The organism is Kitasatospora sp. NPDC085895, from assembly GCF_040702125.1.
GTDB lineage: Bacteria > Actinomycetota > Actinomycetes > Streptomycetales > Streptomycetaceae > Kitasatospora > Kitasatospora arboriphila.
In genome coordinates this window covers 33,902-53,223 of record NZ_JBFBJY010000032.1, presented here as the reverse complement: position 1 = coordinate 53,223, position 19,322 = coordinate 33,902, and the positions used below count along the sequence as shown (strand labels likewise).

Sequence of the window (19,322 nt, the reverse complement as noted above, 5' to 3'; positions counted from 1 at the left end):
GTTCTCCGCATCCTCTCGTACTGCCGGTGGTCGGTCAGGGGTGGACGAGCGCGTCGAGGTCCTCGCCGAGCACCGTCCGCATCCGGGCCAGCGCCCGGCTGCTGCGCGAGCGCACCGTGCTGGGGCTCAGCCGCAGCACCGCCGCGGTCTCCTCCGCGCTGCGGTCCTCCCAGTAGCGGAGCACCAGCACCGCCCGGTCCTGGGGCGGCAGTTCGCCGAGCGCCTGCAGCAGCGTGACCCGCAAGGCCGGGTCCGGCGCGGGCTGCGCCGTCTCGGCGAAGGTGTCCGTCACGTGCTCGCTGCTGCTGCGCCGACGGCGGTGCGACAGGAAGGTGTTGACCAGGACGGTCTGCGCGTACCCCGCCGGGTTGGCCATCCGGGACACCTTGCGCCACCGGCCGAACAGCCGGCCGAGCGCCTCCTGCGCGAGGTCCTCGGCGAGGTGCGCGTCACCGCCGGTCAGCAGATAGGCCGTTCTGACCAGGTGGTGCCCCCTCGCCGCAGCAAAGTCGAGGAAGGCCGGCGGCTCGGTGGGCGCCGATCGCGTCGTCGTTGTGCGGTCCATGACCTTCTAACGCGGTGGGGCGGGCACCGCGTCCCACCGGATTCCGCACGGATGTCCGGGCGGGCTGGCAGACTGGCCGCTTTGAAGGCGGGGGAGAGGAACGCGGGCCATGGCGGGGAACACTGCGGACGGTGCGGACGCGAGTCCGGTCAGCCGTCAACTGGCCTTCGTGGAAGCCGAGGTGCACAGCCAGCTGCGGATCCGTACCCGGCGTCGGGACGCGGACCGCAGGCGCGCCTTCGGGCTGCAGATCTCCACGGTGGGCCTGTCGGCGGTGATCACCGTGCTGCTCGGCGTCCAGGTCGGCCAGCCGGCCCGGCAGTGGCTGTCCGACGTCGCCCTCGGCCTCGGAGCGGCGATCACCGTGCTCGCCGCCTGGCAGGCCTTCTTCTCGCACCGTGCGCTCTGGCTGCAGCGCTCCGACACCGTGCACCGGCTGGCCGCGCTGGAGCGCCGGCTCGCCTTCCACCGCGCCGGGCTGGCCGGGGCCGAGCCCGAGCCGGAGCGGGTGGCGGAGTTCCTGGCCGCGTACGAGGAGATCGTCCAGGCCGACCACGACTCCTGGACGCGGGTGCGCAGCGCCTCCGAGCTGCAGGTGGCGCTACTGCCCGGTCCGGTGCCGCCGCAGGGTCGCGAGGTTCCGACCGGCCGTCAGGAGCCCGTCGGCTGACCGGAGACGGCCCGGCTCAGCGGTCGGCGCCGATCCGGGCGGCGAGGTGCTCGGGCAGCGGGTACGGGGTCTCGGCCGGGATCAGCGCGTCGGCGAGGTCGGTGCGGCCGTCGCGGACGAGTGCCCGGGCCTCGTGCGCCAGCGCGGTCACATCGGTGATCCCCAGGATCCAGTGGTCGACGTAGCCGGCCACCGCCCGTCCGGACAGGCCGAGTTGCAGGGCGCGGTGCTCCAGCGCGCCGAGCCGGGTGGAGCGCTCCGGGTCCCACTGCACCCGGACGGGGCTGGTCGCCAGCTCCGCGCGCCACTCCTCCGCGGTGGCGTGGCAGCGCCGGTCGTGATGGCTGGGGCAGGCCAGGGCGAGGGCCTGCTCGAAGCCGTCCCGGCTGATCCGGACGGCCAGCACCCGTTCCTGGCCCGGCTTGGACGCCCAGCCCGAGCGGTACATCATCCAGCGGAACGAGGGCTTGATCCAGGTCATCCGCTCCCGCTTGAACGGGGGCACGAAGGTGCCCGCCGCGAGCGCCGCCTCCGCGATCTCCACCGGGTACGCCTGGTAGACGGTCAGGCTCCGGTCGTCGTGGGCGGCCCGGACGGCGCGGAACGGCTGATCGGTCACTCGGACTCCAGGGCTGTGCGCGGACATCCCGCGGAGCCTATGCGCGGCGCCCCGGGCGGTCATCCCGATTTCGGCCCGTCCGCGGCAGCCGGCCGATCGCGGCGGCCGGGTGGCCGCCGTCGGCCGCGCACCACCAGACGGCGGCGTCGGAGTGCCGGACGGCGTGCAGGCCGAGGCCGTGGTCGGGGCAGAGCGGCAGGGCCCGGCGGTCGCGCTCCATCAGGCTCTCCTGGACGTGCGCGGCGACGGCCGCCACCGCCGTGACCGGGTCGCCGCCGGCACAGACGGGCAGGCCGCCGCCGTGCAGCCGGCCGTCCGCCAGGACGACGCCCGCGGAGGGCGGGTACCAGGCGTCCTGGACGACCAGCCGGGCCCCGGGACCCCCGGCCCCGGGGAGGTCGCGCAGGACGGGCTCCAGCGCCCGGCGCAGGGTCTCCAGCCGCTCCGGCACCAGGTCGAAGCCGGGCTCGAAGCCGGCCTCGGCGAGCAGCCGTGCGGCGAGGTCGGCGGCATCGGCCGGCGGGACGTCGGCCGGTCGGCGTTCCACCGCCTCGCGGACCGTCGGGCCCTGGTGGCCGAGGTCCAGCAGCGCACAGCCGAGCGCGGCGGCGTCGGCCGCCGCCAACGGGCCCTCGCCGCGCAGACCGCGGTGCAGCCGGACGCAGAGCGCCTCCACCGGATCGTCCACCGGATCGTCCACGACGTCGCCCACGGGATCAGCGGGCCGGCGCCCAGTGGGCCGGGCGGTCCAGGCCGGCCGGCAGCCGGGTCGCGGCGTCGCCGCGGGCGGCGTTGACCTGCGACTGGGTGAGGAAGACCGCGCCGGTGAGATCGGCTCCGCTCAGGTCGGCGTCCCGCAGGTCGGCCCCGATGAGGTCGGCGCTGCGCAGGTCGGCCCTGCGGAGGTCGGCGGCGACCAGCAGCGCGCCGCGCAGGTTGGCGCCGCGCAGGTTCGCGCCCTTGAGACGGGCGCCCATCAGGTCGGCGCCGCGGTGGTTGCGGGTGCGGCCGGGCACGCCGGCCCGGACGAGCTCGCCGACCCGCAGCAGCAGGGCGTTGACCTCCTGGCGGACGGCGGGGACGTCCAGCGCGGTGATCTCCTCGGCGGTGCCGAGGGTGAGCCGCTCGGTGGCGTCGAAGGCGCGCTGCAGCTCCTCGTGGACGGGCCGGGCGGCGGGCAGGGCGAGGCCCTCGGCGAGGTAGTGCAGCAGCTCCTGCAGCTGCCGCAGCACGGGGAACACGGCGAACATCCGCCGGGCCGAGCCCGGGTCCTGCCGCCAGTCCTCGCCGCCGAAGGTGATCTGCGAGACCTTCTGGCCCGCGCCGAAGCACTCGAAGACGGTGCAGCCGCGGTAGCCCGCCTCCCGCAGCCGGGTGTGGATGCCGCAGCGGAAGTCGGCCTGCAGGTTGGTGCAGGGGGTGCCGGCGTCCTTGGTGGCGGCGAAGTCCGAGGAGGCGGCGAACGGCAGGGCCACGCAGCACAGGCCGAAGCAGCGCGAGCAGTCGGACCGCAGGTCGGGACGGTCCGGGGCGGGCGCGGGGGAGGGCTGCCGGCTGGCCAACGTGGGTCGTCTCCTCGGTGCGGACGTGCTGGGTACCCGACCATTCTCGCCGATCGGACCCGGACCCCGACCGTCACCCCGACCCCGGGCCGGTCACTCCTCGTCGAGGAGGACCTGGAGCTGCTTGAGCTTGCCGGTGGTGGAGACGACGGCGGTGACGGGCTGCTTGCCGACCACCCCCGCCCTGCGTGCGGCGTGGACGAACTTCTCCAGTTCGTCGAAGGTCAGGTTCTTCGAGGCCCCGCTGAACTTCAAGGGAACTGTCATACCGTCATTGTGCGCGGGGCCGGGTGCGGGCGGCCGGTGCCGAGGCGCGTGTCGGGTACGCGTGTTGGGCGCGGATGCCGGCTTCACTCCCCGTACAGGGCCGCGATCCGGGGAAGGCGCCGGGCGGTCTCCACCGGGTCGTCGAAGTCCCAGTCGAAGACGATCTCCGGGTAGGCGATCGTGTAGCAGTCGCCGGACATCTGCTCGCCGGTGGCGGCGAGATGGGCGTCCCAGGCGAGGCCGAGCGTGCGTTCGCAGTCCAGGTCCGCGCGGTTCCGGGCCGCTTCGCGGACGGACGGCAGCTCGGCGAGCGAGTCCGGCGAGGCGACGGCCCGTTCGAAGACCTCCCGGCCCTGGACGATCAGCCAGCCGCGGAAGTAGTCGAAACCGTCGTCCGAGCAGCCGCCGTTGATCAGGTACGCGGCACCCCACAGGTCGCCGCGGTACGACTGCGCCATCGCGTCCCACAGCAACTGCTGTGCGGCGAGGATCTCCTGCCGCGGCCGGACGGCGAGCAGGGCGGTGGCCCGCTCGACCACGGCCCCGGCGTCGTCCGGGCCCGGCCGGCGCGCTGCTTCGATCAGGTCCCAGAACTGCTGCTCGTCCATGGCCGGGAGCATGCCGTACCGCTCTGACAGGGCCGCCCCGGAGCCGGTCAGCCGGGGGCCAGTGCGGCGGTGATCAGGGCGGCGGTCTCCGCGGCGTGCGCCTCGTCGCGGTAGCGCGTCCGCGGCCAGAAGAAGCCGCGCAGGCCGTCCTTGGGATTGCGCGGCACCACGTGGACGTGCAGGTGCGGCACCGACTGGCTGATCCGGTTGTTCGCGGCGACGAAGCTGCCGGCCGCCGCCATCGCGGACTCGACGGCCGCGGCGATCCGCTGGACCCGGGCGAAGTACGGCCCGATCTCCTCCGGCAGCAGGTCGGTCAGCGTCGGCACGTGCCGGCGCGGCACCACCAGGACATGGCCGGGGAACAGCGGACGGTGGTCCAGGAAGGCGACCGCGGCCTCGTCCTCGAACACCCGGTGGGTGTCCGCCCCGCCCGCCACGACCTCGCAGAAGATGCAGCTCATGCCGGTGATTGAAGGGCATCCGGCAGCCGGGCGGCGGCAGGGTCGACGGCGTGTCGCATCCGGTCGTACGCGGGGTCGACCGTCCCGAACAGCCGGTCCCACACGGTGGTGTAGAAACCGAAGTTCACGCCCGGGTCGAGGTGGTGGCCGACGTGGAACATCGGCAGCGCCACCCAGCGGAACACCGGCCGGCGCCGGACCCGGGCCGGCAGCGGCTCCACCCCGAGGTGGCCGAGCAGCCCGAACACCAGGTTGAGCAGCACGAACCCGCCCAGGGCGAGCGCCGACAGCTCCCACACCGTCAGGATCGCCAGCCAGGCGCCGCCGAAGCCCAGCGCCTCCAGCGGGTGCAGCACGAACAGCGTCGACGGCCGCGGATCCGGGTAGCGGTGGTGGAGTTCGTGGGCCAGCCGGTACAGCCGGCGGCGGTGCGCGATCCAGTGCGCCGCGTACGCCAGGACGTCCATGACCAGGGTGAACGCCAGGAGTTCGAGCAGCACCCGCGGACCGGTCGAGGCCGAGAGGGTGACCAGGCCGGCCTTCCACAGCGCCCACCCGGCCACCCCCACGCCGCTGTTGATCAGCAGGGCGACCACCGTCAGGGCGACCTCCGCCCCGGTCACCGGGCCGGGCGGCGGGGCCACCCGGCGGTCCCCGTAGCGCCGTACCAGCACCCGTCCGGCGGCCACCGCCGCGACGAACAGCACCGCGTTGAGCAGCAGCGCCCCCGCCACCACCTCGCCCGCACCCAGCCGGGCGGCCCACCCCAGGAATCCGTCCACCGGCCCAGCCTGCCACGGGCCCGCGACGCAGGGCAGCCCCGTGGGCCCCGCGACTCCCGGGGCGGCCCGGCGCCCCCGGGCCGGGCCCCCGGCCGCGGCCGTCCGGCCGCACCTGCCGGCCCGTTCCGGTATACGCTCGAAAGGTAATCCAGCGCCCGCCGGTCCTTCCTCGAACAGCTCGACCGCAGCGGCCGGAACATGACTCTGTCGCTCGAGGTTGTGCCCGCTCCCGGCGCACGTCGCGACCCGTCGGATTCGGCGAGTCCACCGAGGCGGGATCAACTGCCATGGACCTCAACACCATCACCGAAGTCGTGCGGCGACCGGCCGACCTGCCGGGTGCGGACTGGCGCGAGGGCGACGCCTGGCTCGCCGGCGGGACCTGGCTGTACTCCGTGGAGCAGCCGCACCTCGACCGCCTGATCGACCTGACGTCGTTACGCTGGGAGCCGCTCGTCCCGAGCGACACCGGTCTCGCGATCGGCGCCACGTGCACGGTCCGTGACCTCCACGCCTTCGAGCCGCCCGGCGAGTGGACGGCCGGCCACCTCCTGGCGACGAGCTGCGAGGCGTTCCTGTCCTCGTTCAAGGTCTGGAACTCGGCGACCGTCGGCGGCAACATCTGCATGTCGCTGCCGGCCGGCCCGATGATCACCCTGACCGTCGCCCTGGAGGCGACGTACGAACTGTGGGCCGCCGACGGGTCGGTGCGCACCGTCGACGCCCACGACTTCGTCACCGGCAACAACCGGAACGTCCTCGCGCCCGGGGAGATCCTGCGGCGCATCGACATCCCCGCGCGCGCCCTGCGCAAACGCACCGCGCACCGCCGCTTCTCGCTGACCCGCCTCGGCCGTTCGACGGTCTTCCTCATCGGCACCCGGACGCCGGGCACGAGCGACCTGCTGCTCACCGTGACCGCCGGCACCACGCGGCCCGTGCGCCTGGCCTTCGACACGATGCCCGACGCCGACGCGCTGCGGCGCGCCGTCGACGCGATCCCCGACGGCGTCTGGTTCGCGGATCCCAACGGGACCCCCGAGCACCGCCGCCACCTGACCCAGTACTTCGCCGAAGAGATTCGCCGCGAACTCACCGCCGGGGGCCCGGCATGACCTACATCGTGAACGGCAGGGGCTTCGACGAGGAACCGGCCCCCGGCCAGTGCCTGCGCACCTTCCTGCGGCAACTCGGCCACCACGGCGTCAAGAAGGGCTGCGACGCGGGCGACTGCGGCGCCTGCACGGTGTGGGTGGACGGCACTCCGGTGCACAGCTGCATCACCCCGGCCTTCCGTGCGGAGGGCCGTGAGGTGACGACGATCGAGGGCCTCGGGTCACCGGGGAACCTGCATCCGGTGCAGCGCCGGTTCCGGGACGCCCCGGGCTTCCAGTGCGGCTTCTGCACCGCAGGGATGATCATGACCTCGGCCGCCTTCACCGAGGCCCAGAAGGAGGACCTGCCGAGGGCGCTGAAGGGCAACCTCTGCCGCTGCACGGGCTACCGGGCGATCGAGGACGCCGTACGGGGCGTCGCCGGCGTGGAGACGGCCGCGCCCGGCAAGGCCGTCGGGACGAGCGTCGGTGCGCCGGCGGCCGACGACGTGGTCACCGGCCGCGCCGAGTTCACGATGGACACGTACATGGACGGCATGCTGCACCTCAAGGTCCTGCACTCGCCGCACGCGCACGCCCGGATCGTCTCGATCGACAGGACCGCCGCGCTCGCCGTCCCCGGCGTGCAGCGGGTCTACACCTGGGAGGACGTGCCGCGCAAGCGCTTCACCACCGCGATCCACACCGACCACCTCGTCGATCCGGACGACACCTTCGTCCTCGACGACACGGTGCGCTTCGTCGGCCAGCGCGTCGTCGCCGTGCTGGCCGACACGGTCGCGGCGGCCGAGGAGGGCTGCCGCAGGGTCGTCGTCGAGTACGAGCCCCTGCCGGCGGTGTTCGACCCCGAGGAGGCCATGGCCGAGGGGGCGCCGCAGCTGCACGGCACGGCGGACCCCTTCGTCCGCGATCCCGTCCACAACATCCTCTTCGAGCTCCACTCGCACATCGGTGACGTCGACGCGGGGTTCGCCGAGGCCGACGTCGTCCACGAGGGCACGTACTCCTCACCGCGGGTGCAGCACGCGCACCTGGAGACCCACGGATCGATCGCCTGGATGGAGGACGGCCGCCTGAACGTCCGCACCAGCTCGCAGTCGCCGTCCATCGCGAAGGTCAAACTCGCCTACCTCTTCGCGCTGCGGCCGGACCAGCTCCGGGTGTTCTGCAAGCGCGTCGGCGGCGGCTTCGGCGGCAAGCAGGAGGTGATCTCGGAGGACCTCGTCGCGCTCGCCACCCTGGACACCGGCCGGCCGGTCTGCTTCGAGTACACCCGCGAGGAGGAGTTCACCACCGCCTCGCCCCGGCATCCGATGACGCTGACGGTCAGGCTCGGCGCGAAGGCCGACGGCACGCTCACGGCGTTCCAGGTGCGCAACGTGTCGAACACCGGCGCCTACGGCAACCACGGCGGCGAGACGCTGTTCGCGGGCGGCGCGGCCGTCATGATCTACCGCTGTCCCAACAAGAAGTACGACGCCTACTCCGTGTACACCAACACCGTTCCGAGCGGGGCGCTGCGCGGCTACGGGATGACGCAGCCGGCGTTCGCCGTCGAGTCGGCGATGGACGAGCTGGCCCGTGCGCTGCACATGGACCCGCTCGACCTGCGGCGGCGCAACATCGTGCGTCCGGGCGATCCGCTGGTCGCGATGCACGACGGCCCCGACGACGTGATGTTCACCGAGGACGGGCTCGGGAAGTGCATCGACCTGGTGGACGAGGCCCTGGCCCGTACGGCCGACGAGCCGCCCGGTCCGGAGTGGTTGGTCGGGACGGGCGTGGCGAGCTCGCTGCACGAGACCGCGCCACCGACCGACCACGTCTCGGAGGCGTGGGTCACGCTCGGCGACGACCTCGTCTACGAGTTGTCCGTCGGGACGGTCGAGTTCGGCGAGGGCACCTCGACCGCCCACGTGCAGATCGCGGCCGACCAGCTGGGCACCACGCCGGAGCGGATCCGCCTGGTCCAGTCCGACACCGACCGCACCGGGTTCGACACCGGCGCCTTCGCGAGCGCCGGCCTCTTCGTGGCGGGCAACGCCGTCCTGCGGGCGGCCAACGCCGTGCGCGACCGCATCCTGGAGTTCGCCGCCGTGCACACCGGCGTCCACGTCGTGCTGTGTTCGATGGACGACGACGGCGTCGTCTGCGGCGACCGGCGGGTCTCCCTGGCCGAGCTCGTCGCACTGGCCCGGGCGCGCGGGATCCGCTTCACCGCCGCCCGCCGGGCCTACGGGTCGCCCCGGAGCGTCACCTCCAACACGCAGGGGTTCCGGATCGCCGTCCACCGGGTGACGGGCGAGATCCGGATCCTGCGCAGCGTCCAGGCGACCGACGCCGCCGTGGTGATCAACCCCGCGCAGGTCCGCGGGCAGGTGGAGGGCGGCGTCGCCCAGGGGATCGGCTTCGCACTGACCGAGAACCACCAGGTCGACGCGGACGGGGTCATGGTCAACCCCAACTTCCGCAACTACCGCATCCCCACCTACGCCGACGTCCCCCGCACCGAGGTGCTCCTGGTGGAGTCCTCGGACTCCTTCGGGCCGATGCGGTCCAAGGGGATGGCGGAGTGCTGCATCAACCCGGTGGCCCCGGCGCTGGCGAACGCGCTCCACGACGCCACGGGCGTCCGGCACCGCGCGCTGCCGCTCACCCCGGAACGCATCTACGGCCGGCTCGCCGGGAGCAGGCAGGCACCGACGGGGCGGACGACATGAGCAGCGACATGGGCACCGAGGAGCGCAACGGCGCCGCAGCCACGGCCATCATCGGCCAGAAGGTCCGGCCCGGACTGGACCGGGAGTACGCGACGTGGCAGCTGGACGTCAACAGCGCCGCCGCCGACTACGCCGGGTACCTCGGCGCCGAGATCTCCCCGCCGACGCCCCTGCAGCCCGACTGGGTCGTGGTGTACCGGTTCGACTCGATCGCCCACCTGCAGGCGTGGATCAACAGCGCCACCCGGCAGGCGATGCTCGACGACGGACGCGGCTACTTCGACGGCCCCGCCACCCAGCAGGTGGTCAGCGGCGGTGCCAGGCAGCCGGATCCGCTGGTGACCATGGTGGTCACCCACCGCGTCCACCCGAACCACGTCGACGACTTCCTCGCCTGGCAGCGCCGCTTGAGCCAGGAGGAGAGCACCTTCGAGGGCTACCGCGGCACCGAGATCTTCCGCCCGATCGAGGGGCTGCAGGAGGAGTGGACCACGCTGTACCGGTTCGACAGCGCCGAGCACCTCGACGCCTGGCTGACCTCGGCCGAGCGGCGGGAGATCCTCGCCGAGGGCCGGAAGTTCGACGAGTTCAAGCTGCACACGATCGACAACTCGTTCGGCAGCTGGTTCGCGTTCGAGGAGAACGGCAGGGAGGCGCCGCCGCCCTCGGAGGCCAAGACCGCCCTCGCGGTCTGGGTCGGCCTCTACCCGACCGTGGTGCTGCTGACGCTCGCGCTGTCGCCGGCGCACATGCCGCTCTGGCTCGGGCTGCTCGTCGGCAACCTGCTGTCGAGCTTCATCATGACCTTCCTCACGATGCCCTACTACGTGAACCGGCTGCTCAAACGGTGGCTGCGGCCGAAGCCCGACGAGCCGGCGGCGAGGACCAACCGCATCGGCCTCGGCATCGTCGCCGCGGCGACCGCGTTCTGGGTCGCGGTCTTCTACCTGATCACGACGCAGTTCTGGACGCTGCCCTGACCGGCTCGGTGCCGGTCCGCGGCGCCTGAACGCGCACCCGCCCCGGCGCGGGGACGGCCCGCCCGGGAGCGGGTGCCCGGTGTCCGCGTCCGGCCAGCCGGCAGCCGAGGCAGTCGGGGTGGCCGTGCCGGGCGTGCGGGTCGCGCAGCCGCCAGTCGCGGCGGCCGGGTGGGCGCGGGCCGGTGGCCTTGCCCCAGCCGGCGAGGTGCAGCAGCCAGGTGGTGAGGGCGGCGGCCGGCAGCAGTGCCAGGCCCGCCCACAGGACGGCGGTGGAGCCCGCCGCGAACGCCGTGCCGGCCACCGCGATGCCGGCGACGGCGAGCAGGGAGCCCGTCCAGCCGGCGACGGTGTGCCCCATGTCGTGGTCGCCGTGTGCGCTCATGTCTCCTCGTTTGGTGTGATGTCGTTCGTACGATGCCGTCGTCGGAGCAGGCCCGCGCCGACGACCTTTTATCTCACGAGCTAAGTAACTTAGATGCTAAGGAGACTGTCCGTGGAAGGCAAGCCGCGCCCGGCTGCGACCCCCGAGCAGGCCCTGCAGGCGATGGACCGGATGATCGCCCTCGCCCACTTCGGGCAGCAGGACATCGCGGCGCGACTCGGCCTCAACACCACCGACCTGACCTGCATCGGCTTCCTCGTCGAGGCCGAGCTGGCGGGCGAGTCGCTGGCCGCCGGCGACCTCGCCGAGCGGGCCAACCTCACCACCGGCGCCGTCACCGGGGTGCTCAACCGCCTGGAGAAGGCCGGCTACGCGCGCCGCGCGCCCGATCCGGACGACCGCCGCAAGGTCCGGATCGCGATGGACCCCTCGGCCCGGCAGCGGATCATGGAGGCCTACAGGCCGTTCTACCTGCGCCTCGGCGCCCTCTTCGCCGACTACGGCCCGGAGGAGGTCGCCGTGCTGGCCGACTGGTTCACCCGGGCCCGGACGCTGATGCAGGAGTCGTTGGACGAGATCCGCGCCGGACTCTGACGCCCCGCCGGGCGGATGCGTTGCCGCAAACCGGTGGCGCCCCGCGCGGACTCTCTTCTACGGTGTACAAGCCTTGTACACCGTAGAAGAGAGAGTGGAGCCGGCTGTGGCCGATCCCCAGCGCCGTCCGGACCGATGGGTGATCCTCGCGGTCATCTGTCTGGCACAACTCGTCGTGATCCTCGACAACACCATCCTCAACGTCGCCGTGCCCTCCCTCGCCGAGGAACTCGGCGCCACCACCTCCCAGACCCAGTGGGTCATCGGTGCCTACTCGCTCGCCCAGGCGGGCCTGCTGATCGCCGCCGGCGGCCTCGCCGACCGGTACGGCCGCAAGAAGGTCCAGATGATCGGCCTCGGCCTGTTCGGCGCCGGATCGCTCGCCGCGGCCCTCGCCGGCGACCCCGGCCAGCTGATCGCCGCCCGCGCCGGCATGGGCGTCGGCGGCAGCCTGCTGCTCGCCACCAGCCTCGCCATCGTCGTCCGCACCTTCGACGCCGACGAGCAGCCCAAGGCGATCGCCGCCTGGACGGCCGTCGCCTCGCTCGGCGTCGCCCTCGGACCGGTCATCGGCGGTCTGCTGCTGAACCACTTCTGGTGGGGCTCCACCTTCCTGGTCAACCTGCCGGTCGCCGCCCTCGGCCTGATCGCCGTCGGCCGGCTGGTGCCCGAGTCCAAGGACCCGCGCGGCGACCGCCCCGACCTGCTCGGCGCCGTGCTCTCCACGGCCGGCCTCACCGGCCTCGTCCACGCCGTCATCCAGGGCCCCGGCTACGGCTGGACGGCGCCCCGCACCCTGCTCGCCGGCGGCCTCGGCGCGCTCTTCCTGCTGGCCTTCGGCCTCTGGGAGCGCCGGATCGAACACCCGTTGCTCGACCTCGCGTTCTTCCGCAACGCGCGCTTCCGCGGCGCCGTCTCCGGCGGCGTCCTGGTCAGCTTCGGCATGGGCGGCTCGCTCTTCCTGCTCACCCAGCACCTGCAGTTCGTGCTCCATTACGGGCCGCTCGACGCGGGCCTGCGCACCGCCCCGATGGCCCTCACCGTCGTCGCGCTCAACCTCACCGGCACCGGCATGCGGCTCACCGCCCGGCTCTCACCGCCCGCCGCCATCGCCACCGGTCTCTCGCTGCTGGCCGGCGGACTCGCCGCGATCGCCCTCTTCGGCCACGGCGGCTCCTACCCGGGCATCCTGCTCGGCCTGGTGATGATGGGCGCCGGCGTCGCCTGTGCCCAGCCCGCCATGGCCGGCGCGGTGATGACCTCCATCCCGCCGGAGAAGGCCGGCGTCGGCTCCGGCCTGATGGGCACCCTCGGCGAACTCGGCAACTCGCTCGGCGTGGCCGTCCTCGGCGCCGTGCTCGCCGCGAACTTCGCCGCCGCACTGCCCGCCGGGCTGCCGGACTCCGCCGCCCGCTCGCTGCCCGACGCCCTCGCCGCCGGCGGCGCCTCCGCCGCCGGCACGATCCGGTCGGCCTTCGCCGACAGCCTCACCGCAGGACAGCTGATCGGCGCCGCCGCGGTGCTGGCCGGCGGCCTGGTCGCCGCCTGGCTGCTCGGCCGGGCCGCCGACGCGCCGCCCGCCGCGTCCACCCCCGCCGAGCCGGTGGCCCAGGCGGGCTGATCCGGCCCTACGATCGCTGCACGGCCGCAGCACCGGCGGCCGTGCAGCGAGCACGAAGGACGAGCATGGCGGACAAGCCCCGCGACCCGGCCGTCAGCATCTGGGTGGCGCCGCCCCGCGAGCGGCGCCGCGGCAGCGCGCCCGCCGGCCTCAGCCGCGAGCGGATCGTGCGCACCGCCGTCGCCCTGCTCGACGCCGACGGCGTCCGGGCCTTCAGCATGCGCAAACTCGCCGCCGCCCTGGACGTCACCCCCATGTCGGTCTACTGGTACGTCGACAACAAGGACGAACTCCTCGAACTCGCCCTCGACGAGGCCTTCGGCGACATGCGGATCCCGCCGCTCGGCGACGGCGACGACTGGCGGGCCCACCTCAGGCTGCTCGCCCGCGAGTACCGCCGCTGCCTGCACGAACACCCCTGGGCCGCCCGACTCGCCGGCCAGTTCCTCGCCCTGGGCCCCAACGCGCTCTTCTTCTCGACCAGCGCGATCGGCGCGATCCGCCGCACCGGGCTCACCGGCGAGCGGCTCGGCGGCGCCCTCGGCCTGGTGCTGCAGTTCGTCTACGGCTTCGCGCTCGCCGAGTCGCAGTGGCAGGAGCGGGTCCGGGCCTCCGGCCTCCACGAGGACGAACTCAACCGCGTCGTCCGCGGCGTCGCCGAGCGGGCCGACGCCCGCTTCCTCGACAGCGCCGACCTGCTGCCGCCCACCGAGGACGGTGGCCTGCGCGCCTCCCGCGACAGCCAGTTCGAGGCCGGGCTCGACATCGCCCTGGCCGGCATCGACGCCACCGTCGCCGCGCAGCGCTGAGCGCGGTCGGTGGGTCGGCGGCCGGTGGTCAGCTGGGCGGCGCCGGGTGCGGCTCGCGGTGCACGGTGCCGGACAGCAACGGCGCCTCGTGCCGCTCCGGGCGGTGGCTCTCCCGGTCCTCGACGAGGTGGCGCGGCGCGGACCCGCCGGAGCCGGCCAGCGGCACCAGCCGCCGGGCCACGAGGTGGCCGACCCAGTGCCGCCCGCACTGCGGACAGGGAACCCCGCCGTCCGGCGTGTAGGGGGACGCCGCACCGATCCCGTCGCGGGAGAAGTACTCCCAGTCGGTGCCGTCGTCGTCGCGGTAGTGCTGGACGTCGTAGTCCACGGACCAGCGGTGCCAGCATTGTCCGCAGGTGAATTCGACCCGCTCCACGGCCAGTTCGGTGATCATCGCGTCTACCTCCCTGCCTCGGCCCTTGACAAGCCCTTTATCCAGAATTATCCCGGTTTCAGGGGCTGCGGATACCGCCCGGAGGGAGTCCGGTCCATGGCGCACTCGGCAGGCGACGGAGAGGGCCCGAACGCCGGGCCCGACGAGGACCTGCGCCGCCTCAAGGCCGAGTACGACAACTACCGCCGCCGCGTCCACCGCGACCGCCTGGCCGTCCGCGAGATCGCCGTCTCCAACGTGCTCGCCCGGCTACTGCCCGTGCTCGACGCCCTCGACCGGGCCCGCGCCGCCGGCGAGGTGGTCGACGGCTTCGGCGCCGTCGCCGACCTGCTGGAGAGCGAGCTCGGCGCCCTCGGCCTGCAGTCCTTCGGCGAACCCGGCGAAGCCTTCGACCCCGTGCTGCACCTCGCCGTCGGCTACACCCGGTCCGCCGTGGTCACCGGCCCGATCTGCATCGAGGTCGTCCGCACCGGCTACCGCGTCGGCGACCAGATGCTGCGCCCCGCCGAGGTCGTCGTCGCCGAACCGCCGTCCGGCCCGGACTGAGCACCGGCGGTCAGGACAGCCCGAGCTCCCCGCGCACCGGCTGCGGGATCCTCCCGCGGACCTACACCGGGACGTCCCGGTACTCCGACCCGTCGACCGTGCGCGGCGACCAGGCGCCGCCGGGCCCCTCCGTGACCACGTGGAACGCCACCGACGGGTGCGGCGCGCCGCCGGGGGTGAGGACGATCCGGACGCGGTCCCGGGCCTCCTCCCACAGGAAGGACGGACTGTCGGCGAAGGTGCCGTACTCCGCGGTGTCGCGCCACACCACCGCCCCGAGCGTCCCCTCGCCGGTCGCCGAGGGCGACGGCGTGTAGGACCTGATCACCGCCCGGCGGCGGGTGCCGCCGGGATCGCTCCTCGACCCGGTCTCCTCCACCAGGAGCGCGAACCGGTCCGTCGGTGACCGCACCCAGTACGACGGGCTCGCCTCGCTGCCCGTGTGGATCCGGTTGCCGTGGGTCGGCCCGCCGTCGGACGGCGCGGGAGCCGCGGTGTGCCGTGCCCCGGACGTGCAGCCGGCGAGGAGCAGCGCCGCGGCGAGGGCCGCACCGAGGCGGGCGGGTACGGTCCGGGTCCGTGGCTGCACGGTCCCCTCCCTGAGCGGTGGTTCCTGGGCGGCCTTCTGACGACCGGTCCGGGACAGCCTCCGGCAGCGCCGGCGGACTCGTCAACGGCGATTCCGCATCCCGGGCTTCCTCAGCCCTCCGCCAGGCGGCGCAGCGGGTCGCCGGTGAGGCCGAAGCGGTGCTTCAGGGCGCGGCGGGCGGCGTGCAGGCCGGCCATGCCGTGGACGCCGGGGCCGGGCGGGGTGGAGGAGGAGCAGAGGTAGACGCCGTCGAGGGGGGTGGCGTACGGGTCGAGGGCGGGGACGGGGCGGAAGGCGGTCTGCCACAGCGACATCGCACCGCCGCCGATGTCACCGCCGACGTGGTTGGCGTTGTGCAGCTGCTGGTCGGCGGCGGTGGTGGCCGACCGGGCGAGGACGAGGTCGCGGAAGCCGGGGGCGAAGCGCTCGACCTGCCGTTCCACGGCCTCGCCGACGTCCACCGTCGAGCCGTGCGGCACGTGGGCGTAGCTGTACAGGGTGTGCATCCCGGCGGGCGCCCGGCCCGGGTCGACGACCCCCGGCTGCACCGCCAGCACGTACGGCCGTGCCGCGTGGCGGCCCGCGGCGACCTCGCGTTCGACGGCGACGGTCTCCTCGCGGGTGCCGGACAGGTGCAGGGTGCCCGCCTCGGCGCAGGCCGGGTCGGCCCACGGCACCGGGCCGGCCAGCGCGAAGTCGACCTTGCAGACGGCCGAGCCGTACCGGAAGGCGCGCAGCCGCCGGGCGTACCCCTCGGGCAGCGCGGGCCCCGCAAGGTGGAGCAGGCCGGCGGGCGTGAGGTCGAGCAGGACGGCCCGGGCGGGCGGGAGTTCGGCGAGCGATCCGACCCGGTGGCCGGTGACGATCCGGCCGCCGCGGCGGACCAGTTCGGCAGTCATGGCGTCGGCGATCGCCTGGCTGCCGCCGCGCGGCACCGGCCAGCCGACGGCGTGTCCCAGGGCGGCCAGCAGCAGGCCGGCGCCGGCCGGGGCCAGGGCGCGCGGCGGGGCGACGGCGTGCGCGGCGACGCCGGCGAGCATCGCCCGGGCGGCCGGGTCGCGGAACCGCGCACCCCAGGCCGGGGTGCCGAACTCGGCGACCCGCAGACCCAGTCGAATCGCCGTCAGCGGGTCGGCGGGCAGCCGGCGCTGGTCGGAGAGCGCGGCGTCGACCGTGCCCTGCCAGCGGTCCACCAGCGGGCCGAACAGGGCCCGCCAGGCGCGGCCGTCGCGGCCGAGCCGTTCGGCGGTGCGGTCCAGGTCGCGGTAGGCGATCCCGGCCGGGGCGCCGTCCAGCGGCTGCGCGTACGGCGCCGGGGGCTGCAGCAGGTCGACCCGGTCGGCGAGGCCGAAGGCGCGGAAGAACGGCGAGGCCAGGGCCATCGGGTGGGCGACCGAGCAGAGGTCGTGCCGGAAGCCGGGCAGGGTGGTCTCGGCGGTGCGCATTCCGCCGCCCACGGTGTCGGCGGCCTCGTACACGACGGTCTCCAGGCCGGCCGCGGCGAGCAGCAGTGCGGCGGCGAGCCCGTTCGGCCCGGAGCCGACCACCACCGCGTCGACCCGGCCGCCCCCGCCGCCGCCCCGGCCGCCGTCCGCCGTGCTGCCGGAAGCCCGCCCTGCCACCGCGCCCACGCTCCTCGTACCCGCCCGTTGACGATCCGTCCGTCCGCACTCTCGCACACCCGGGCGGCGGCCCCGCGCACCCCCGGGCGGTCGGGGGTGCGCGCCGGGCGGTGCGGCGGTCAGCCGCGGCGGGGCTCCCAGCGGAACAGCCGGCGGCCCAGGACGGCCGCGGCGGCGACCCAGGCGGCGATCATCAGCAGCGAGGGGGCGGCGTGCGCCCAGCCGTGCAGCAGGTCGAGCCGCTCCAGCGGGGCGCCCGCCCAGGTCTCGTGGCCGAAGCCGCGGCCGAACCAGGCCGTCCGCAGGGTCTCCACGACCGGGGCGAGCGGCAGCACGTGCGCGGCGGGCCGCAGCCAGTCGGGCATCGAGGCCAGCGGGGCGACCACGCCGCTGCCGAACATGCAGAGCAGCAGCACCGGCGTGGCCACCATCGGCGCCGCCTCCGCGCTGGGGGTCACCCCGGAGAGCGCCACGGCGAGCACCGCGAAGAGCAGGTAGCCGCCGACCACGGTGAGCAGGAAGAGCAGCGGGTCGGCGGGCAGCTCCGCCCCGAACCAGCCGACCGAGACCGCGCCCAGCACCAGCACCTGCAGCAGCACCACGGCGCCGCCCGCGCCGATCTGACCGGCGAAGATCGCCGTCGGCGGGACCTCGGTGCCGCGCAGCCGCTTGAGGACGAGGTCGTCGCGGCGGGCGACCACCCCGTTCAGCAGGTTGATGAACGAGGTCACCAGGGCCAGTCCGATGAAGCCGACGGTGGTGTAGCCGGCCGCGTTCACCCCGGCGATCTCCTTGCCGCGCAGCGGGGCCGCGACCACCAGGTTGAGCAGCACCGGCAGCAGGAAGCCGATGAAGGTGGAACGCCGGTTGCGCCAGAACACCCGCCAGGAGAGCAGGAACTGGCCTCGGGCGTAGCCCGGCCGGCCGTGCGGTGCGGCCACCACGGGGGCGGCTTCGGTGCGGCGGGCCGCGAGCGCGCCCGTCGTGTCGGTGGTGGTCATCGTGCACCTGCCCCTTCGTGCGCCGCGTCGGTGCCGCGGCCGTCGTGTGCCAGTTCCAGGAAGACGTCCTCCAGGGAGGCGGGCCGCACCTCGATGCCGTCCAGCTCCACCGACCACTCGGCCGCCCAGGCGTGCAGCGCGGCCAGCGCCGGGGCGGTTCGGGCCGCCGTGTACACCGCGACGCCGTCCGTGACGATCGCCGACCCACCCGTCACCTGCGGCAGTTGGGTCTCGCTGACGCCCTTCGGCAGCGGGAAGGTGATCCTGGTGCCGTGCCCGGAGAGCACCTCCTCTACCGTGCCGACCGCGGCCAGCCGGCCCTTGTCCATGATGGCCACCCGGTCGGCCAACTGCTGGGCCTCCTCCAGGTAGTGGGTGGTGAGCAGCACGGTGGTGCCGGAGTCCTGCAGTTCCTTGACGATCCGCCAGGTGGTGCGGCGGGCCTCCGGATCCATGCCGGTGGTGGGCTCGTCCAGGAAGAGCAGGTCGGGGGCGTTCAGCACGGCCAGGGCGAGGTCCAGCCGGCGCCGTTCGCCGCCGGACAGCTGGGCGACCCGGGTGCCCGCCCGCTCGGTGAGGCCGACCTGGGCCAGCACCTCGGCGGTCGGCCGTGGCCCGGTGAGGAAGCCCCGCCAGGAGTCGACCGTCTCCGAGACGGTCAACTCCTTGAAGAAGCCGCCCTCCTGGAGCATCACGCCGGTGCGCCGTCGGACCTCGGGGCCCTGCGCGTACGGGTCCAGGCCGAACACCCGGACCGTGCCGGAGCTCGGCGGGCCGTAGCCCTCCAGCACCTCCAGCGTGGTCGTCTTGCCGGCGCCGTTGGTGCCGAGCAGGGCGAAGAGTTCTCCGCGGGCGACGGTGAAGGACACGCCGCGCACCGCCTCGTAATCGCCGTATCGGCGGTGCAGGTCCCGCACCTCCACGGCTGCCGTCCCGGGAATTCTGGAGCTGATGGTGGATGTCATGGAATACAGCGTGAGGGGTGGTGGAGGGTCAAGGCAAGAGTCCACATATGTGCAGCTCAGAATGGGTGCAAAATGTCATGCGAGGGGGTGTGTCATTTTCCACGGGTGAATTCCTTACATCCCTTACTGTCGCACTCCTGTGCCCCCGGTGCATATTTTTCTCGTCGCCGAGAGCGGGCCGGAGAAAAGGCCGGCGAACGGAGGCGGAGAACGGTGACCGGGCCCCGGCCGGGGAGCGGCGCCGACCATCGGAGGGAGACCACCATGGCCGAGAACGAGATCACCGAGAACGAGCAGTTCGACATCGAGGTCGAGGAGCTCGACACCGTCAACGGTGGCATCAGCGTCAGCTCGCTGGCCTGCGCCGCCTGCCCGGTCTCCAGCTTCAGCTCCGTGTCCAACTCGGTCGCCGAGACCGCCGCGGAGTAACGGGTCCTGTGCCGCGGT

Annotated in this window: 23 protein-coding genes; 9 read left to right on the top strand and 14 right to left on the bottom strand. The window is 74.0% G+C overall.

Features of this window, described 5'->3' with window-relative positions:
• Nucleotides 1-34 precede the first annotated feature (34 nt).
• Nucleotides 35-565 carry a SigE family RNA polymerase sigma factor gene (locus AB0442_RS20825; RefSeq protein WP_366164414.1) on the bottom strand — a complete coding sequence of 177 codons (531 nt, stop codon included), beginning with the start codon at nt 563-565 and terminating at the stop codon, nt 35-37.
• 109 nt (nt 566-674) lie between these two features.
• Between AB0442_RS20825 and AB0442_RS20820 the strand changes: the two genes are divergently transcribed.
• A complete protein-coding gene (locus AB0442_RS20820; protein WP_366164413.1) occupies nt 675-1,235 on the top strand; it encodes an SLATT domain-containing protein in 561 nt (186 codons plus the stop codon).
• 16 nt (nt 1,236-1,251) lie between these two features.
• Here the strand turns inward: AB0442_RS20820 and AB0442_RS20815 are convergent, their stop codons facing one another.
• The 7 genes from AB0442_RS20815 to AB0442_RS20785 all read right to left on the bottom strand — a co-directional run bounded on the left by AB0442_RS20815 (nt 1,252) and on the right by AB0442_RS20785 (nt 5,537).
• A complete protein-coding gene (locus AB0442_RS20815) occupies nt 1,252-1,854 on the bottom strand; it encodes a DUF4291 domain-containing protein (RefSeq protein WP_366164412.1) in 603 nt (200 codons plus the stop codon).
• A gap of 37 nt (nt 1,855-1,891) precedes the next feature.
• The gene (locus AB0442_RS20810) at nt 1,892-2,566 is read right to left on the bottom strand and encodes a hypothetical protein (RefSeq protein WP_366164411.1); all 675 of its coding nucleotides are present in this window, start codon (nt 2,564-2,566) and stop codon (nt 1,892-1,894) included.
• 4 nt (nt 2,567-2,570) lie between these two features.
• Nucleotides 2,571-3,416: a pentapeptide repeat-containing protein gene (locus AB0442_RS20805; protein WP_366164410.1), complete on the bottom strand. Its 846-nt coding sequence runs from the start codon at nt 3,414-3,416 to the stop codon at nt 2,571-2,573.
• A gap of 93 nt (nt 3,417-3,509) precedes the next feature.
• Nucleotides 3,510-3,683: a hypothetical protein gene (locus AB0442_RS20800; protein WP_199922877.1), complete on the bottom strand. Its 174-nt coding sequence runs from the start codon at nt 3,681-3,683 to the stop codon at nt 3,510-3,512.
• Nucleotides 3,684-3,766: 83 nt separating this feature from the next.
• On the bottom strand, nt 3,767-4,291 hold the full coding sequence (locus AB0442_RS20795) for a DUF4240 domain-containing protein (protein ID WP_366164409.1): 525 nt from the start codon (nt 4,289-4,291) through the stop codon (nt 3,767-3,769).
• A 47-nt stretch (nt 4,292-4,338) separates the two neighbouring features.
• Nucleotides 4,339-4,755: an HIT family protein gene (locus AB0442_RS20790; RefSeq protein WP_366164408.1), complete on the bottom strand. Its 417-nt coding sequence runs from the start codon at nt 4,753-4,755 to the stop codon at nt 4,339-4,341.
• On the bottom strand, nt 4,752-5,537 hold the full coding sequence (locus AB0442_RS20785) for a sterol desaturase family protein (protein ID WP_366164407.1): 786 nt from the start codon (nt 5,535-5,537) through the stop codon (nt 4,752-4,754). The genes AB0442_RS20790 and AB0442_RS20785 overlap by 4 nt, the downstream gene beginning before the upstream one ends.
• 287 nt (nt 5,538-5,824) lie before the next feature.
• Between AB0442_RS20785 and AB0442_RS20780 the strand changes: the two genes are divergently transcribed.
• Genes AB0442_RS20780 through AB0442_RS20770 form a run of 3 tightly spaced genes read left to right on the top strand, consistent with a single transcriptional unit; the run spans nt 5,825 to nt 10,352 of the window.
• On the top strand, nt 5,825-6,652 hold the full coding sequence (locus AB0442_RS20780) for an FAD binding domain-containing protein (RefSeq protein ID WP_366164406.1): 828 nt from the start codon (nt 5,825-5,827) through the stop codon (nt 6,650-6,652).
• Nucleotides 6,649-9,372: a molybdopterin cofactor-binding domain-containing protein gene (locus AB0442_RS20775; protein WP_366164405.1), complete on the top strand. Its 2,724-nt coding sequence runs from the start codon at nt 6,649-6,651 to the stop codon at nt 9,370-9,372. The genes AB0442_RS20780 and AB0442_RS20775 overlap by 4 nt, the downstream gene beginning before the upstream one ends.
• Nucleotides 9,369-10,352: an antibiotic biosynthesis monooxygenase gene (locus AB0442_RS20770; protein WP_366164404.1), complete on the top strand. Its 984-nt coding sequence runs from the start codon at nt 9,369-9,371 to the stop codon at nt 10,350-10,352. The genes AB0442_RS20775 and AB0442_RS20770 overlap by 4 nt, the downstream gene beginning before the upstream one ends.
• Here AB0442_RS20770 and AB0442_RS20765 read toward each other — a convergent pair.
• On the bottom strand, nt 10,324-10,734 hold the full coding sequence (locus AB0442_RS20765) for an HGxxPAAW family protein (RefSeq protein WP_366164403.1): 411 nt from the start codon (nt 10,732-10,734) through the stop codon (nt 10,324-10,326). The two genes, AB0442_RS20770 and AB0442_RS20765, sit on opposite strands and share 29 nt — an antisense overlap.
• A gap of 111 nt (nt 10,735-10,845) precedes the next feature.
• On the opposite strand from AB0442_RS20765, the gene AB0442_RS20760 reads away from it, so the two are divergent.
• The 3 genes from AB0442_RS20760 to AB0442_RS20750 all read left to right on the top strand — a co-directional run bounded on the left by AB0442_RS20760 (nt 10,846) and on the right by AB0442_RS20750 (nt 13,758).
• Nucleotides 10,846-11,328 carry a MarR family transcriptional regulator gene (locus tag AB0442_RS20760; protein ID WP_366164402.1) on the top strand — a complete coding sequence of 161 codons (483 nt, stop codon included), beginning with the start codon at nt 10,846-10,848 and terminating at the stop codon, nt 11,326-11,328.
• A gap of 106 nt (nt 11,329-11,434) precedes the next feature.
• Complete coding sequence (locus AB0442_RS20755) at nt 11,435-12,949, top strand: MFS transporter (protein ID WP_366164401.1); 1,515 nt, start codon at nt 11,435-11,437, stop codon at nt 12,947-12,949.
• 65 nt (nt 12,950-13,014) lie between these two features.
• Nucleotides 13,015-13,758 carry a TetR/AcrR family transcriptional regulator gene (locus AB0442_RS20750; RefSeq protein WP_366164400.1) on the top strand — a complete coding sequence of 248 codons (744 nt, stop codon included), beginning with the start codon at nt 13,015-13,017 and terminating at the stop codon, nt 13,756-13,758.
• Between the two features lie 28 nt (nt 13,759-13,786).
• On the opposite strand, the gene AB0442_RS20745 is transcribed toward AB0442_RS20750, so the two are convergent.
• Nucleotides 13,787-14,152, bottom strand: coding sequence for a hypothetical protein (locus AB0442_RS20745; protein ID WP_366164399.1), 366 nt, complete (start codon nt 14,150-14,152; stop codon nt 13,787-13,789).
• A 96-nt stretch (nt 14,153-14,248) separates the two neighbouring features.
• Here AB0442_RS20745 and grpE point away from each other — a divergent pair, with 96 nt between their 5' ends.
• Complete coding sequence (grpE, locus tag AB0442_RS20740; RefSeq protein ID WP_363548294.1) at nt 14,249-14,698, top strand: nucleotide exchange factor GrpE; 450 nt, start codon at nt 14,249-14,251, stop codon at nt 14,696-14,698.
• Between the two features lie 61 nt (nt 14,699-14,759).
• Here the strand turns inward: grpE and AB0442_RS20735 are convergent, their stop codons facing one another.
• The 4 genes from AB0442_RS20735 to AB0442_RS20720 form a co-directional block, all read right to left on the bottom strand.
• Nucleotides 14,760-15,287, bottom strand: a complete 528-nt coding sequence (locus AB0442_RS20735; RefSeq protein ID WP_366164398.1) for a hypothetical protein — start codon at nt 15,285-15,287, stop codon at nt 14,760-14,762.
• A gap of 110 nt (nt 15,288-15,397) precedes the next feature.
• Nucleotides 15,398-16,909: an NAD(P)/FAD-dependent oxidoreductase gene (locus AB0442_RS20730; RefSeq protein ID WP_366164397.1), complete on the bottom strand. Its 1,512-nt coding sequence runs from the start codon at nt 16,907-16,909 to the stop codon at nt 15,398-15,400.
• Between the two features lie 119 nt (nt 16,910-17,028).
• Nucleotides 17,029-17,910, bottom strand: coding sequence for an ABC transporter permease (locus tag AB0442_RS20725; protein ID WP_366164396.1), 882 nt, complete (start codon nt 17,908-17,910; stop codon nt 17,029-17,031).
• The gene (locus tag AB0442_RS20720; RefSeq protein WP_366164395.1) at nt 17,907-18,875 is read right to left on the bottom strand and encodes an ABC transporter ATP-binding protein; all 969 of its coding nucleotides are present in this window, start codon (nt 18,873-18,875) and stop codon (nt 17,907-17,909) included. Before AB0442_RS20720 ends, AB0442_RS20725 begins: the two co-directional genes overlap by 4 nt.
• A gap of 264 nt (nt 18,876-19,139) precedes the next feature.
• Here AB0442_RS20720 and AB0442_RS20715 point away from each other — a divergent pair, with 264 nt between their 5' ends.
• Nucleotides 19,140-19,304, top strand: coding sequence for a hypothetical protein (locus AB0442_RS20715; RefSeq protein WP_179419324.1), 165 nt, complete (start codon nt 19,140-19,142; stop codon nt 19,302-19,304).
• Nucleotides 19,305-19,322 lie beyond the last annotated feature (18 nt).

Bases quoted from the DNA above. Each gene is read 5' to 3' on its own strand.
- AB0442_RS20750 (WP_366164400.1), top strand. From the start codon at position 13,015: ATGGCGGACAAGCCCCGCGACCCGGCCGTCAGCATCTGGGTGGCGCCG.
- AB0442_RS20720 (WP_366164395.1), bottom strand. From the start codon at position 18,875: ATGACATCCACCATCAGCTCCAGAATTCCCGGGACGGCAGCCGTGGAG.
- AB0442_RS20820 (WP_366164413.1), top strand. From the start codon at position 675: ATGGCGGGGAACACTGCGGACGGTGCGGACGCGAGTCCGGTCAGCCGT.
- AB0442_RS20715 (WP_179419324.1), top strand. From the start codon at position 19,140: ATGGCCGAGAACGAGATCACCGAGAACGAGCAGTTCGACATCGAGGTC.
- AB0442_RS20790 (WP_366164408.1), bottom strand. From the start codon at position 4,755: ATGAGCTGCATCTTCTGCGAGGTCGTGGCGGGCGGGGCGGACACCCAC.
- AB0442_RS20770 (WP_366164404.1), top strand. From the start codon at position 9,369: ATGAGCAGCGACATGGGCACCGAGGAGCGCAACGGCGCCGCAGCCACG.
- AB0442_RS20795 (WP_366164409.1), bottom strand. From the start codon at position 4,291: ATGGACGAGCAGCAGTTCTGGGACCTGATCGAAGCAGCGCGCCGGCCG.
- AB0442_RS20725 (WP_366164396.1), bottom strand. From the start codon at position 17,910: ATGACCACCACCGACACGACGGGCGCGCTCGCGGCCCGCCGCACCGAA.
- grpE (WP_363548294.1), top strand. From the start codon at position 14,249: ATGGCGCACTCGGCAGGCGACGGAGAGGGCCCGAACGCCGGGCCCGAC.
- AB0442_RS20765 (WP_366164403.1), bottom strand. From the start codon at position 10,734: ATGAGCGCACACGGCGACCACGACATGGGGCACACCGTCGCCGGCTGG.
- AB0442_RS20745 (WP_366164399.1), bottom strand. From the start codon at position 14,152: ATGATCACCGAACTGGCCGTGGAGCGGGTCGAATTCACCTGCGGACAA.
- AB0442_RS20825 (WP_366164414.1), bottom strand. From the start codon at position 565: ATGGACCGCACAACGACGACGCGATCGGCGCCCACCGAGCCGCCGGCC.
- AB0442_RS20780 (WP_366164406.1), top strand. From the start codon at position 5,825: ATGGACCTCAACACCATCACCGAAGTCGTGCGGCGACCGGCCGACCTG.
- AB0442_RS20775 (WP_366164405.1), top strand. From the start codon at position 6,649: ATGACCTACATCGTGAACGGCAGGGGCTTCGACGAGGAACCGGCCCCC.
- AB0442_RS20800 (WP_199922877.1), bottom strand. From the start codon at position 3,683: ATGACAGTTCCCTTGAAGTTCAGCGGGGCCTCGAAGAACCTGACCTTC.